The sequence below is a fragment of the Mesorhizobium sp. M0062 genome, assembly GCF_040323125.1.
Taxonomy (GTDB): domain Bacteria; phylum Pseudomonadota; class Alphaproteobacteria; order Rhizobiales; family Rhizobiaceae; genus Mesorhizobium.
The window spans coordinates 32,919-46,176 of the sequence record NZ_JAMYUO010000012.1 but is presented as its reverse complement, the minus strand read 5'-3'; the positions used below and the strand labels follow the sequence as shown (position 1 = coordinate 46,176).

Sequence of the window (13,258 nt, the reverse complement as noted above, 5' to 3'; positions counted from 1 at the left end):
GGCGGCTTTTGCTGAGCCAGCGGCGTGATAGTGTCATGTCAGACAATCAATCCAGGAAATCAGCACGACATGAAGACACGGCATTTCGACCGCATCGGCAATGGCGGCCTCGACTTCACCGAGCTTGGCTTCGGCAGCGCGCCGCTCGGCAACCTTTACCGCGCCGTCCCCGACGCGGATGCCAACGCGACGCTGGAGGCGGCGTGGGCGACCGGCTGCCGTTACTACGACACCGCGCCGCTCTATGGCCTGGGCCTTGCCGAAACACGGCTCAATGCCTTCCTGCGCGGCAGGAAGCGCGACGATTATGTGCTGTCGAGCAAGGTCGGTCGCCTGTTGCGCGCCTGCCCGCCGGAGGAACGAACCGGCATCGGCAAGTTCTTCGACACACCGACGCGCAAGGAGGTCTACGACTACAGCTATGACGGCGTCATGCGCTCGTTCGAGGCGTCGCTGGAACGGCTTGGCGTCGACCGCATCGACATCCTTTTCGTCCATGACCTCGACATCTTCACCCATGGCAGCAAGGAGGCGTCAGACCAGCGCATCGAGGAATTCATGGCCTCGGGCTACAACGGACTGGTTGCGCTGCGCGACCAGGGCGTGATCAAGGCCTTCGGCGGCGGCATCAACGAATGGGAGGTTTGCCAGACGCTGGCGGAGCGTGGCGACTTCGACCTGTTCCTGCTGGCCGGGCGCTACACGCTGCTGGAACAGGAAGCGCTTGCCACCTTCCTGCCGCTCTGCGAGCAACGCGGCATCGGCATCGTTCTCGGCGGTCCTTACAATTCCGGCATCCTGGCGACCGGGCCGAAGCCAGGCGCCTATTACAATTACTCCGAGGCGCCAAGGGACATCATGGATCGCGTCGGGCGCATCGAGGCCGTCTGCCAGCGCCATGGCGTCAGGCTGATCGAGGCGGCGCTGCAGTTTCCGCTGCTGCACCCCTCCGTGGTGTCGGTCATCCCCGGCGGCCAACGGCCGAGCGAAGTCGAAAGCAACCGCGCCCTGCTCGATGCCAAGCTGCCCGCGGCGCTGTGGGCGGACCTCAAGCAGGAAGGCCTGATGCGCGCGGATGCGCCGGTGGGCTGAAGGCTCGCCTCAGCGGGCTGACGGCTTGCCGCGATCGAGGCAAAAGAAAAGCCGGGCGAACCCGGCTTTCCAACATTCTCTGAAAAAATTTTTAGTTGACCGCGTCCTTGAGGCCTTTGCCGGCCGAGAACTTCGGCACGGTACGCGCCGGAATCTTCACTTCCGCGCCAGTCTGCGGGTTGCGGCCAGTCGATGCCGCACGCTTGGAGACGGTGAAATTTCCGAAGCCGACGAGCCGTACATCGCCGCCCTTCTTCAGTTCGCCAGTGATGACGGAGAACACCGCCTCAACCGCCGACTGTGCGTCACCCTTCGAAATGCTCGCGGATTCAGCGACAGCGGAAACCAGTTCGTTCTTGTTCATAAAAATTCCCTTCCATGAGAAAACCGGAACTTTCGACTCATCCGGCAGGAGAGGGACTTTAGAAAGAAGCGCTCGCAAACCCAAGTCAAAAAGCCGGAAATAAGTTGAAAAAAGCCCGGAAAAGGTGGGTTTTTCACATGAAAAAGCCGGGCTCAAGGCCCGGCTCTCTCTTTGTGCACTGCAACTTTAGTAGTTTCTAATGTGCAAGCGACTTTCCAGCATCGTCAACGGTATCGGTGGAAGCCGGCGGATTGACCGGCTCGACCCACTCGATCGGCTCCGGCATGCGCACCAGCGCGTGCCTCAGAACCTCGCCGACACGTGAGACCGGAATGATCTCCATACCGTTCTTCACATTGTCCGGTATCTCCGCCAGATCCTTGGCGTTGTCTTCCGGGATCAGCACCTTCTTGATGCCGCCGCGCAATGCGGCGAGCAGCTTCTCCTTGAGGCCGCCGATCGGCAAGATGCGGCCGCGAAGCGTTATCTCGCCAGTCATCGCCACATCGGCCCGGACCGGAATACCAGTCATGACAGACACGATGGCTGTCGCCATGGCAGCACCTGCAGACGGACCGTCCTTCGGCGTGGCGCCTTCGGGCAAGTGGACGTGGATGTCACGCTTGTCGAACAGCGGCGGCTCGATGCCGAAATCGATGGCCCGCGAGCGGACATAAGAGGCCGCCGCCGAGATCGATTCCTTCATCACGTCGCGCAGATTGCCGGTCACCGTCATGCGGCCCTTGCCGGGCATCATGACGCCTTCGACCGTCAGCAGCTCGCCGCCGACTTCCGTCCAGGCAAGACCGGTGACGACACCGACCTGATCGTCAGCCTCGACCTGGCCGAAGCGGAAGCGCGGAACACCGAGGTAATCGGCGAGGTTCGCCGCCGTGATGCTCACCGTCTTCTTCTTCGTCTTCAGGATCTCGGTCACCGCCTTGCGCCCGAGTTTCATCAGCTCGCGCTCCAGGCTTCTGACGCCCGCTTCACGGGTGTAGGTCTGGATGATGCCGCGGATCGCGTCCTCGCCGACGGAGAATTCCTTCGGCTGCAGGGCATGGTCGCGGATCACCTTGGGCATCAGGTGACGCTTGGCGATCTCGATCTTCTCGTCCTCGGTGTAGCCGGCGATACGGATGATCTCCATGCGGTCCATCAGGGGCGCAGGGATGTTCAGCGTGTTCGCCGTCGTCACGAACATCACGCTCGACAGGTCGTATTCGACCTCGAGGTAATGGTCCATGAACGTCGAGTTCTGCTCGGGATCGAGCACCTCGAGCAAGGCCGATGACGGATCGCCACGGAAGTCCTGGCCCATCTTGTCGATCTCGTCGAGCAGGAAGAGCGGGTTGGACTTCTTGGCCTTCTTCATCGACTGGATGACCTTGCCGGGCATCGAACCGATATAGGTGCGGCGGTGGCCACGGATCTCGGCCTCGTCACGCACGCCGCCAAGCGCCATGCGGATAAATTCGCGGCCGGTCGCCTTGGCGATCGATTTGCCGAGCGAGGTCTTGCCGACGCCGGGAGGGCCGACGAGGCACAGGATCGGCCCCTTCAGCTTCTTCTGGCGGCTTTGCACGGCGAGATACTCGACGATGCGGTCCTTGACCTTGTCGAGGCCGAAATGATCGGTGTCGAGCACGTTCTGCGCAAACGCCAGGTCCTGCTTGACCTTGGAGTTCTTGCCCCACGGGATCGACAGGATCCAGTCGAGGTAGTTGCGCACGACGGTCGATTCCGCCGACATCGGCGACATCGTCCGCAGCTTCTTCAACTCGGCTTCCGCCTTTTCGCGGGCCTCCTTGGAGAGCTTGGTCTTCTTGATGCGCGCCTCGATCTCGGCGGCCTCGTCGCGGCCGTCCTCGCCTTCGCCGAGCTCCTTCTGGATCGCCTTCATCTGCTCGTTGAGGTAATATTCGCGCTGCGTCTTCTCCATCTGGCGCTTGACGCGCGAGCGGATGCGCTTCTCCACCTGCAGGACGGAGATTTCGGCTTCCATGAAACCCATCGCCTTTTCCAGCCGTTCCTTGACGGACAGCGTGGCCAGCATCTCCTGCTTCTCGGGGATCTTGATGGCGAGGTGCGAGGCAACCGTATCGGCGAGCTTGGAATAGTCGTCGATCTGGCTGGCGGCGCCCACCACTTCAGGCGAGATCTTCTTGTTCAGCTTGACGTAGTTTTCGAAGTCGGTGACGACCGAACGGGCGAGCGCCTCGACCTCGACCTCTTCCTCCTCCGGCTCGACCAGCGCCGTGGCGGTAGCTTCGTGGAAGTCCGGACGGTCGGTGAACGAGACGATCTTGGCACGCGAAGCGCCTTCGACCAGCACCTTGACGGTGCCGTCGGGCAGCTTCAGCAATTGCAGCACATTGGCGAGCGTGCCGATGTCGAAGATCGCATCGGGCTCGGGATCGTCATCGGCGGCATTCATCTGGGTGGCAAGCAGGATCTGCTTTTCCTGACCCATAACCTCTTCCAGCGCCTTGATCGACTTTTCACGCCCGACAAAGAGCGGAACGATCATGTGCGGGAACACCACGATGTCGCGCAGTGGGAGGACTGCGAAGACGCCGTCGCTGGGAGCCTTGGATATTTTGGCCATTGTCCAACCTTTCATGTCGCGGCCGCTAATTGAGCCAACCGCGAATCTCATATTAACGACCGGGGATCGTTCCGCCTACCACCGTTTGTGACGGGAGTTTTACAGCACAGAATTCGGCACCTCGGCCTTCCAGTGTTAGTTGGATGCACAGTGGGCAAAGATCAAGGGTCGACACGTTCGTTCATCCACTCCGTCACAAGGATCGGTACCTCACCACAGCAAAACGGCGCCCCGCGGGCGCCGTTCCATAAAAAGGTTAGGCCAGATGCCAGATCAGGCGCTGACGTTGCCCTTCTTTTCCTTCTGCTCGGAATAGATGTAGAGCGGCCGGGCGCTGCCGGTTACCACTTCTTCCGAAATCACCACTTCGCGCACGCCTTCCAGGGCGGGCAGTTCGAACATGGTGTCGAGCAGGATCGCTTCCATGATCGAGCGGAGGCCACGGGCGCCGGTCTTGCGCTCGATGGCGCGCTTGGCGATCGCCGACAACGCATTCTCATGGAAGGTCAGGTCGACACTCTCCATCTCGAACAGCCGTTGATACTGTTTGACCAGCGCGTTTTTCGGCTCGGTCAGGATCTGGATCAGCGCCGGCTCGTCGAGGTCTTCCAGCGTCGCCAGGACCGGCAGACGGCCGACAAACTCGGGGATGAGGCCGAACTTCAAGAGATCCTCGGGCTCGACCAGGCGGAACACGTCGCCGGTGCGACGATCCTCGGGCGAAGCCACGATGGCGCCGAAGCCGATGGAAGTCTTCCTGCCGCGATCCGAGATGATCTTGTCCAGCCCGGCGAAGGCGCCGCCGCAGATGAACAGGATATTGGCGGTGTCGACCTGCAGGAATTCCTGCTGCGGATGCTTGCGGCCGCCCTGCGGCGGCACGGAGGCAACGGTGCCTTCCATGATCTTCAGAAGCGCCTGCTGCACGCCCTCGCCCGACACGTCGCGGGTGATCGATGGGTTGTCGGACTTGCGCGAGATCTTGTCGATTTCATCGATGTAGACGATGCCGCGCTGGGCGCGCTCGACATTGTAGTCGGCCGACTGCAGCAGCTTCAGGATGATGTTTTCGACGTCCTCGCCGACGTAACCGGCTTCGGTCAGCGTCGTCGCGTCGGCCATGGTGAAGGGCACGTCGATGATGCGGGCCAGCGTCTGGGCAAGCAGCGTCTTGCCGCAGCCGGTCGGGCCGATCAGCAGGATGTTGGACTTCGCCAATTCGACGTCGTTGTTCTTGCCGGCATGCGCCAGGCGCTTGTAGTGGTTGTGGACAGCCACCGACAGCACGCGCTTGGCGTAGGGCTGGCCGATGACATAGTCGTCGAGAACCTTCAGGATCTCCTGCGGGGTCGGCACGCCCTCGCGCGACTTCACCATCGAGGTCTTGTTCTCCTCGCGGATGATGTCCATGCACAGCTCCACGCACTCGTCGCAGATGAACACCGTTGGGCCGGCGATCAGCTTGCGCACCTCGTGCTGGCTTTTGCCGCAAAACGAGCAATAAAGCGTGTTCTTCGAATCACCGCTGTTGTTGCCGACTTTGCTCATTTTCCTGTCCTTTCATGGCCGCCCGCCGATGGTCTGGCTGAAAGGGCGCATATTCTATCTATCGCGGGAATTCGCCGCCGCCAGTGTCCCGGCTCCCGCAACGCATTCCGTACGAAACACAAATCAGAAAACGTCGCAATGATTCGCGCCAACCCTGCACAAAGCTAAGCCGTCGAAAATCAACATAGCCTTAACGTAGGCAATCCCATCCACCGAGGGAACAGCCAATTGTGGCCGAAATGCCGCAAATCCCAGCAAAAGCGCGTTATCCAGCCACGCAACTGCCATGCAGCGCTTATGCCGCAGCGCCTTCGACCGGCTCGCGCGACGAAATGACCTTGTCGATGAGGCCGAAATCCTTGGCTTCGTCGGCTGTCATGAAATGGTCGCGGTCAAGCGTCTTTTCAATGTCTTCGTAGCTCTTACCGGTGTGTTTGACGTAGACCTCGTTGAGGCGGCGCTTCAGCTTGATGATGTCCTGCGCGTGCCGCTCGATGTCGGAGGCCTGGCCCTGGAAACCGCCGGAAGGCTGGTGAACCATGATACGGGCGTTCGGCGTGGCAAAACGCATGTCCTTGTGGCCGGCGGTCAGAAGCAGCGAGCCCATCGACGCCGCCTGGCCGATGCACAGCGTCGACACCGCCGGCTTGATGAACTGCATGGTGTCGTAGATCGCCATGCCCGAGGTCACCACGCCGCCCGGCGAGTTGATGTAGAGATTGATCTCTTTCTTCGGGTTCTCGGCCTCGAGGAACAAAAGCTGTGCACAAACCAGCGTCGCCATACCGTCTTCGACCGGGCCGGTGATGAAAATGATGCGCTCTTTCAGCAGGCGCGAGAAAATGTCGTAGGCCCGCTCGCCGCGATTGGTCTGCTCGACCACCATCGGAACGAGGTTCATGTAGGTTTCGACGGGGTTCTTCATGGACTACCCTTTTTGGAGATGGGGATTCCGGCGCCGGGAAATCGGGCAGAATCGGTTCTTGATGGTTAGAATGTAAATAGGATGCCGGCTCACCCTAGCGCAAGGCCGCCTCTCCTAGCCATCTGGTTAAGTCGAATCAAGGTTTCCGCGCAAGGGAAGCCCGAAGGCGGCCAACGGCTTTTTTTTCGGTGTAGCAATTCCTTAACCCCGTCGCTTAACGAAACGCGGCGAAACCGCTTTCCCCCGGAGAACCATCCCCTACAGTTCAACGTTGAACCTCACCTTCTCGCGTTCAAACAGGGGGAGTGCCATGATCAGGAAAACTGTTTGCCTCGCCATTTCCGGCCTTGCCGGTCTCGGCATGGTGTCCGATGCGGTTGCCGACGGCCGGGCCGCCGAATGCTATGAGCCGGTGCACAGGCCGGCGCTCTATGACACCGTCTATGAAGACGTCATGGTCAGTCCCGGCGGGCAGTTGGTCGACTATGATCCGCCGATCTATGGCACCATGGAGCGCGTCGAGCAGATCGCGCCGCCCCGAGTCACCTATAACATCGTACCGGCGAGAACCCGCACCGTTTACCGCACGGTCCAGGTCGACGATGGCGGCTATGCCTGGGAATGGCGCGTCATCCACGGCCGCAAGGTGCTGTGCAAGGTGTGGCGCAAGGCCCGCTACGCGCGTGTGGCCGAAACGGTGGTGGTTGAACCGGAGCGCACCCGCCGGGTTGTGCTGCCGGCCGAATATGAGAGCGTCGCCCATGAAGTGCTGGTGCGGCCCGAGCGGCGGCACGTCACCCAGATAGCGCCGTCATACCAGAGGATGGCGCGCCGGGTGGTGGTGCAGGAAGGCTCGACCAGCTGGCGCCGCGTGCATATTGCCAGGCATTGCGAGGATTAGACTTCGGTACTTCGCCGAGGTCCGCCTCGGTTGGCTCAATCCATAGGGCCGTCGGGTGCCAACATCCGGTCTGGCACCAAGCCGGCAAGCCGCGGTAATGGTCTGGCATGACCACATCCATGCCGCCCTACCTCGCCTTTGATCCAGCCACGCGCCGCCTGCGGCTCGATCCGCACGAACCGGCGTTTTTCCAGAACCCCTACGACGCCTATGCCGTCCTGCATGGCGCATCGAATGCCTTCTTCTGGGAGGAATTCGGCTTTTGGTGCTTTGGCGGCTTCGACGACGTCAACCGGCTGTTGCGCGACCGCCGCTTCGGTCGCCAGAACCCGGCCGGCATTCCCGACAGCCGCGGCATCGGCGAGGATCGCTCGCATTTGGCCGCTTTCGACGGCATCGAGAGCAATTCGATGCTGGAGCTGGAGCCGCCGGTGCACACCAGGCTCAGAACCCTGGTCAACCGCGCCTTCGTCTCGCGCCAGGTCGAGCGGCTGCGGCCGCGCGTGGAGGCGCTGGCCAATGAGCTGATCGACCGTTTCGAACCGCGCCAGGTCGATCTATTGCCCAGCTTCGCCGCACCTTTGCCGATCACCATCATTGCCGAAATGCTCGGTGTGCCGGTCGAAATGGGGCCGCAACTGCTCGACTGGTCGCACCGGATGGTGGCCATGTACATGCATGGCCGGACGCGCGAGACCGAGGAAGCGGCCAATCGCGCCGCGCACGATTTTTCCGACTTTTTGCGCGGCTATGTCACCGAGCGGCGGAAGAAGCCTGGCGACGACCTGCTATCGCTGCTGATCGCGGCACAAGAGGATGGCCAGAAGCTGTCGGAAGACGAGTTGGTCTCGTCTGCCATCCTGTTGCTCAATGCCGGCCACGAGGCGACCGTCCATCAAACCGGCAACGCCGTGCGCACGTTGCTGGCCCAAGGCGGCGACCCCGGCCGTTTCTTCACCTCGCCGGAAGCAACCGCTGCAACGGTCGAGGAGTGCCTGCGCTTCGACGCGCCGCTGCACATGTTCACCCGCTACGCCTATCAGGAGGTCGAGGTGACATCAGGGGTTGTCGTACAACCGGGCGAGACGGTCGGCCTGCTGCTCGGCATGGCCAATCATGATCCGCTTGCCCTTGCCGAACCCGGCGCCTTCCGGCCCGGCCGACTGGACCAGAAGAATGTCTCGTTCGGCGCCGGTATCCATTTCTGCATCGGTGCACCGCTGGCGCGGCTGGAATTGCAGGTGTCGCTGAAAACCCTGTTCGAGCGGCAGCCGCAACTCCATCTTGCGGAGCAGCCGCGCTTCCGCGACACCTATCATTTCCATGGGCTGGAAAAGCTCATTGTGAGCTTGTGAGGACGGCGGAGCCGACGCATGCCCGAGAAAATGAGATTCGCCTTTCTACAGGAACCACCCTTCTGCTTTATCGACGGATCGGGACGTCTGGGCGGCAGCGATGCCCACTGGCCAAGAGGGTCTGCCTGACGCTCGGGCTGGAACTTTTGCCCATCGAGACCGAGTTTGCCGAGCTGCTGCCTGGGTTTGCCGAAGATCGGTGGGACATAACCACCGGCCTGTTCATTTCCGACGACCGCCGGAAGCTGGTCGACTTCACAAGGCCGATCTGGATGCTGGCGAATGGATTGCTGGTCGCGAAAGACAATCCCCGCGCCTTCGATGGCTATCGGTCCGTCGCCAATGATCGGACGGCGCTGATCGGCGTCATATCGGGCCAGATCCAGCACCGGACGGCCCTGCAAAACGCTATTCAGCCCGAACGGCTAAGGATATTTGCCACTCAGGCCGAAGCAGCTAACGCCGTCGCGGCCGGCGTGGTGCATGCCTATGCGAGTGCAGCGCTCGCGCATCGCGGCTATCTGAGCCGGCGACCCGACGCGCCTCTCGACGTCGTCGACGTCCCGGCAGTCGAAAAACAGCCAGCGCCCGGCGCTTTCGCTCTCGCCAAAGGCAGTGCCACCCTGCTCCAGCGCGTCGATTTATGTCTCAGTGATTTGCTTGGAAGTCCCTGGCACAGGGAGATGATGAGCGGATACGGCTTTTCCGACACTGACATCGATCGGCTTTTGTGAAGTCCAAGCGCGACCGAGCGGTCAGAGCTTGATCACATACTCCTTGCGGGTCGTTTCAAGCACTTCCCAGCTGCCCCTGAAGCCTGGCCTGAGCACGAAGCTGTCGCCGGCCCGGACCGTGCGCGCCTCGCCGCCATCCTCGGCAACCACCGAGACGCCGGACAGGATGTGGCAGAACTCCCATTCGTCATATTCGATGCGCCATTTGCCCGGCGTCGCTTCCCAGATGCCGGCATAGAGGCGGCCATCGCGCTCCTCGACATTCCAGGTGCGGAACTTCGGATCGCCCGCAATCAGACGATCCGGCGCCGGGGCGCCATGTTCGGCGTCGACGCTGTCGGTCGATATTGCCAAGTAATGCGCGGACAGGGTTTGCCTCCAACAGATTAGTGAGTAGTGAGTAGTGCAGTGAGTAGTGCAGTGAGTAGTGACTAGTGAGTAGTGAGCGGAAAGCGCTCCCTCGAGCGGGTGGCTGATCACTAATCACTGCTAACTAGTGAATACCGACTACTACTCACTACTCACTACTCACTACTCACTCAAAAAATCAAACCTTGGTCAAAGCCTGTTCCAGATCGGCGACGATGTCGTTGACATCCTCGATGCCGACGGAAAGCCGGACCGTGTCTGGTCCCGCGCCCGCCTTGACCTTCTGCTCGTCGGAAAGCTGGCGATGCGTGGTCGATGCCGGATGGATGACCAGCGACTTGGTGTCGCCGACATTGGCGAGGTGCGAGAACAGTTCGAGCGCCTCGACGAACTTGATGCCGGCCTCGTAGCCGCCCTTCAGGCCGAAGGTGAAGACAGCACCGGCGCCTTGCGGCGAGTATTTCTTCTGCAGCGCGTTGTTCTTGTCGCTGGGCAGGCCGGGATAGTTGACCCAGGCGACCTTGGGGTGGTTGGACAGCCAGCCGGCTACGGTGATCGCATTGTCGCAATGGCGCTGCATCCTGAGCGGCAGGGTCTCCAGCCCGGTCAGGATCAGGAAGGCATTGAACGGCGAAATGGCCGGGCCGATGTCACGCAGGCCAAGCACGCGCGCGGCGATGGCGAAGGCGAAATTGCCGAAGGTTTCGTGCAGGACAAGGCCGCCATATTCGGGGCGCGGCTCCGACAGCATCGGATATTTGCCGGATTTCGACCAGTCGAACGTGCCGCCATCGACGATGGCGCCGCCGATCGAATTGCCGTGGCCGCCGATGAACTTGGTCAGCGAATGGACGACGATGTCGGCGCCATGCTCGATCGGCCGCACCAGATAGGGCGAGGCCAGCGTGTTGTCGACGATGAGCGGCAAGCCGTGCTTGCGGGCGATGTCGCCGATCTTCTCGATGTCGACGAAGGTGCCGCCGGGATTGGCCAGGCTCTCGATGAAGATCGCCTTGGTCTTGTCGTCTATCTGGCTTTCGAAAGTGGAGATGTCGTTGGTGTCGGCCCAACGCACCTCCCAGCCGAAATTCTTGAAGGCATGGCCGAACTGATTGATCGAACCACCGTAAAGCCTTGTGGCGGCGACGAAATTATCGCCAGGCCGCATGAGATTGTGGAACACGATCACCTGTGCGGCATGGCCGGAAGCAACGGCAAGTGCAGCCGTGCCGCCTTCGAGCGCCGCGATCCGCTCTTCCAGCACCGCCTGGGTCGGGTTCATGATGCGGGTGTAGATGTTGCCGAAGGCCTTCAGCCCGAACAGCGAGGCGGCATGGTCGGCATCGTCGAACACAAAGGAGGTCGTCTGGTAGATCGGCGTGGCGCGTGCGCCCGTCGCCGGGTCGGGCTTGGCGCCGGCATGGACGGCGAGCGTGTTGAAACCGGGCGTGCGGGTCATCGAAAACCTCCGTGAGCGGTAAACGTGTGAATGATGAAATGGTCAATGGTGAGCGATGAATGGTGGTCGCAAAGTCGGCCAGTCCCACCTTGATTGCAAGCCGCTCATATGCGGCTTTACCCGGCTTCCAGGAAAATCCTTCTATTCACCATTCACCATTCACTGCCTTACTTCTGGCGCACACCGAAACTCTGGAATCCCGACCGCATCAGCGGCTTCTTCGACGAAAGCACACCGGAGTTGACGCCGGTCCAGCCGATCTCGCCCGACAGCTTGCCATATTCGATCTTCGGGCAGCGGTTCATCACCACCTTGATACCGGCCGCCTCGGCGCGCGCGGCCGCCTCGTCGTCGCGCACGCCAAGCTGCATCCAGATCACCTTCGGCAAGGGGTCGAGCTTCAGCACCTCATCGACAATGCCGGGCACCGATGCAGAGGCGCGAAAGATGTCGACCATGTCGACCGGCTCCGGCAGATCGGCAAGGCTGGCATAGGTCATGCGGCCGAGGATTTCCTTGCCGGCCTGCCCAGGATTAATCGGAAACACCGAAAAGCCCTTGGCCAACAGATATTTCAGCACGAAAAAGCTCGGCCTGACATCGTTGGCCGACGCGCCGACCATGGCGATGGTCTTCACAGAATTGAGGATGCCGCCGATATAGGCATTGTCGTAGCTATCGTGATTCACTCGTCGGTCTCCCTCAGTGCTTCCTCCATAAAGGACTGCGGGTCCGTGCAGAAGTCGCGCATCATGCGAAAATGATCGGTATCGGTGAAATCGGTCGGATCGAGGCCGAAACGGCTGATTCGGAAGAGCCGCGCGCCGGGACAAGCCATCAGCAGCGGCGAATGCGTCGCCATGATCACTTGCGCCGTGCCTGACTGGTCCATGCGCCGCAGCATCTTCAACAATTCGATCTGCCGCGACGGCGACAGCGCGCTTTCGGGCTCGTCGAGGATGTAGATGCCTTGCCGGCGGCAGCGCTCCTCGAAAAAGCGAATGAACCCTTCGCCATGCGACCACGATAGAAAGTCCGGCGGCGGCGGTCCGAACGGGTCTTCGAGTGCCGCCTGGTCGAGATAGCGCGCGACCGAGTAAAAAGATTCGGCACGAAAGAACCAGCCGGCGGTGACTTTTGGCAGCCAGTGGCCGCGGAATGTATTCGCCAGTGCCGCACCGCTCTTGTCGATGGCGATGGAATGATCGACCGGACGATAACCCTTGCCGCCGCCGGCCTCGTCGTAACCGGCCAGCGCGCCGATGGCTTCCAGCAGTGTCGATTTGCCGGTGCCGTTTTCACCGACAATGATGGTGATCGGCGTGGTGAATTCGATCTCGAATTCACGGCCGCGAAACAGCGGCAGGTTCCATGGATATTTTTCCCAATCTTCCACGCGCTCGGGGTCAATCAGGATGCGTTTGAGATAAGGCGCCTTAAGCCGGGTCAGTTGCTTGCGATAGCCCATGCGGACGCTCAGTCCGGCAGCGAGATGGTGCCGTCATCCGCGATCGGGAAGGCCGGATTGTGTGCGACTTCCCAGACATGGCCGTCGGCATCGGCGAAATATCCATACCAGCCGCCCCAGAAGGCGCGGCCTGCCGGCTTGACGATCCTGCCGCCGGCCTTCTCGGCGGCCGCCAGCACGTCGTCGACTTCGGCATCGGAGCGGGTGTTGTAGGCGAGGTAGACCGCCGACGGTGCTGCGGCGAAGGCAATGCCTGAATCCTCCTCGGCGCTTGGCCTCGGGAACAGGCCGAGAATGGCGCCGCCCATCTGGAAGAAGGCGACGCCATCGGTGATGCCGGCGTGGCGCTTCAAGCCCATGCCTTCGTAAAAGCGCACGGCGCGCTCGAGATAGTCGGTGGCGATGGTGATGATGGAGATGCGCGGTTCCATGGAT

13 protein-coding genes are annotated in these 13,258 nt (G+C 61.4%); 4 read left to right on the top strand and 9 right to left on the bottom strand.

Annotated features, from left to right (window positions below):
• Positions 1–69: 69 nt before the first annotated feature.
• Positions 70–1,092 carry an aldo/keto reductase gene (locus tag NKJ64_RS16195; RefSeq protein WP_023669424.1) on the top strand — a complete coding sequence of 341 codons (1,023 nt, stop codon included), beginning with the start codon at positions 70–72 and terminating at the stop codon, positions 1,090–1,092.
• A gap of 91 nt (positions 1,093–1,183) precedes the next feature.
• Here NKJ64_RS16195 and NKJ64_RS16190 read toward each other — a convergent pair whose 3' ends face one another.
• From NKJ64_RS16190 to clpP, 4 genes are all read right to left on the bottom strand, one after another.
• Entirely contained in the window at positions 1,184–1,456 is a 273-nt protein-coding gene (locus tag NKJ64_RS16190) for an HU family DNA-binding protein (protein WP_023669423.1), read from the bottom strand.
• 196 nt (positions 1,457–1,652) lie between these two features.
• Entirely contained in the window at positions 1,653–4,064 is a 2,412-nt protein-coding gene (lon, locus tag NKJ64_RS16185) for an endopeptidase La (RefSeq protein ID WP_023682304.1), read from the bottom strand.
• 273 nt (positions 4,065–4,337) lie between these two features.
• On the bottom strand, positions 4,338–5,612 hold the full coding sequence (gene clpX, locus NKJ64_RS16180; RefSeq protein ID WP_023682305.1) for an ATP-dependent Clp protease ATP-binding subunit ClpX: 1,275 nt from the start codon (positions 5,610–5,612) through the stop codon (positions 4,338–4,340).
• Positions 5,613–5,907: 295 nt separating this feature from the next.
• A complete protein-coding gene (clpP, locus tag NKJ64_RS16175) occupies positions 5,908–6,537 on the bottom strand; it encodes an ATP-dependent Clp endopeptidase proteolytic subunit ClpP (RefSeq protein ID WP_023682306.1) in 630 nt (209 codons plus the stop codon).
• A 310-nt stretch (positions 6,538–6,847) separates the two neighbouring features.
• Here clpP and NKJ64_RS16170 point away from each other — a divergent pair, with 310 nt between their 5' ends.
• The 3 genes from NKJ64_RS16170 (at position 6,848) to NKJ64_RS16160 (ending at position 9,527) form a co-directional block, all read left to right on the top strand.
• Positions 6,848–7,438, top strand: coding sequence for a hypothetical protein (locus tag NKJ64_RS16170; protein ID WP_352462923.1), 591 nt, complete (start codon positions 6,848–6,850; stop codon positions 7,436–7,438).
• A gap of 107 nt (positions 7,439–7,545) precedes the next feature.
• On the top strand, positions 7,546–8,793 hold the full coding sequence (locus tag NKJ64_RS16165) for a cytochrome P450 (RefSeq protein ID WP_352462922.1): 1,248 nt from the start codon (positions 7,546–7,548) through the stop codon (positions 8,791–8,793).
• On the top strand, positions 8,790–9,527 hold the full coding sequence (locus NKJ64_RS16160; RefSeq protein ID WP_352462921.1) for a transporter substrate-binding domain-containing protein: 738 nt from the start codon (positions 8,790–8,792) through the stop codon (positions 9,525–9,527). Before NKJ64_RS16165 ends, NKJ64_RS16160 begins: the two co-directional genes overlap by 4 nt.
• Before the next feature lie 21 nt (positions 9,528–9,548).
• Here the strand turns inward: NKJ64_RS16160 and NKJ64_RS16155 are convergent, their stop codons facing one another.
• The 5 genes from NKJ64_RS16155 to NKJ64_RS16135 all read right to left on the bottom strand — a co-directional run bounded on the left by NKJ64_RS16155 (position 9,549) and on the right by NKJ64_RS16135 (position 13,254).
• A complete protein-coding gene (locus NKJ64_RS16155) occupies positions 9,549–9,881 on the bottom strand; it encodes a cupin domain-containing protein (RefSeq protein WP_488505273.1) in 333 nt (110 codons plus the stop codon).
• Positions 9,882–10,074: 193 nt separating this feature from the next.
• Positions 10,075–11,355, bottom strand: coding sequence for an O-acetylhomoserine aminocarboxypropyltransferase (locus tag NKJ64_RS16150; protein WP_352462920.1), 1,281 nt, complete (start codon positions 11,353–11,355; stop codon positions 10,075–10,077).
• A gap of 167 nt (positions 11,356–11,522) precedes the next feature.
• Positions 11,523–12,044, bottom strand: a complete 522-nt coding sequence (locus NKJ64_RS16145) for a CoA-binding protein (protein ID WP_023711525.1) — start codon at positions 12,042–12,044, stop codon at positions 11,523–11,525.
• A complete protein-coding gene (locus NKJ64_RS16140; protein ID WP_352462919.1) occupies positions 12,041–12,823 on the bottom strand; it encodes an AAA family ATPase in 783 nt (260 codons plus the stop codon). Before NKJ64_RS16140 ends, NKJ64_RS16145 begins: the two co-directional genes overlap by 4 nt.
• Before the next feature lie 8 nt (positions 12,824–12,831).
• The gene (locus tag NKJ64_RS16135) at positions 12,832–13,254 is read right to left on the bottom strand and encodes a VOC family protein (RefSeq protein ID WP_352462918.1); all 423 of its coding nucleotides are present in this window, start codon (positions 13,252–13,254) and stop codon (positions 12,832–12,834) included.
• Positions 13,255–13,258 lie beyond the last annotated feature (4 nt).

What these genes read in the sequence shown, in the direction of transcription:
- NKJ64_RS16195 (WP_023669424.1), top strand. Translation starts at nt 70, where the DNA reads ATGAAGACACGGCATTTCGACCGCATCGGCAATGGCGGCCTCGACTTC.
- NKJ64_RS16190 (WP_023669423.1), bottom strand. Translation starts at nt 1,456, where the DNA reads ATGAACAAGAACGAACTGGTTTCCGCTGTCGCTGAATCCGCGAGCATT.
- lon (WP_023682304.1), bottom strand. Translation starts at nt 4,064, where the DNA reads ATGGCCAAAATATCCAAGGCTCCCAGCGACGGCGTCTTCGCAGTCCTC.
- clpX (WP_023682305.1), bottom strand. Translation starts at nt 5,612, where the DNA reads ATGAGCAAAGTCGGCAACAACAGCGGTGATTCGAAGAACACGCTTTAT.
- clpP (WP_023682306.1), bottom strand. Translation starts at nt 6,537, where the DNA reads ATGAAGAACCCCGTCGAAACCTACATGAACCTCGTTCCGATGGTGGTC.
- NKJ64_RS16170 (WP_352462923.1), top strand. Translation starts at nt 6,848, where the DNA reads ATGATCAGGAAAACTGTTTGCCTCGCCATTTCCGGCCTTGCCGGTCTC.
- NKJ64_RS16165 (WP_352462922.1), top strand. Translation starts at nt 7,546, where the DNA reads ATGACCACATCCATGCCGCCCTACCTCGCCTTTGATCCAGCCACGCGC.
- NKJ64_RS16150 (WP_352462920.1), bottom strand. Translation starts at nt 11,355, where the DNA reads ATGACCCGCACGCCCGGTTTCAACACGCTCGCCGTCCATGCCGGCGCC.
- NKJ64_RS16140 (WP_352462919.1), bottom strand. Translation starts at nt 12,823, where the DNA reads ATGGGCTATCGCAAGCAACTGACCCGGCTTAAGGCGCCTTATCTCAAA.
- NKJ64_RS16135 (WP_352462918.1), bottom strand. Translation starts at nt 13,254, where the DNA reads ATGGAACCGCGCATCTCCATCATCACCATCGCCACCGACTATCTCGAG.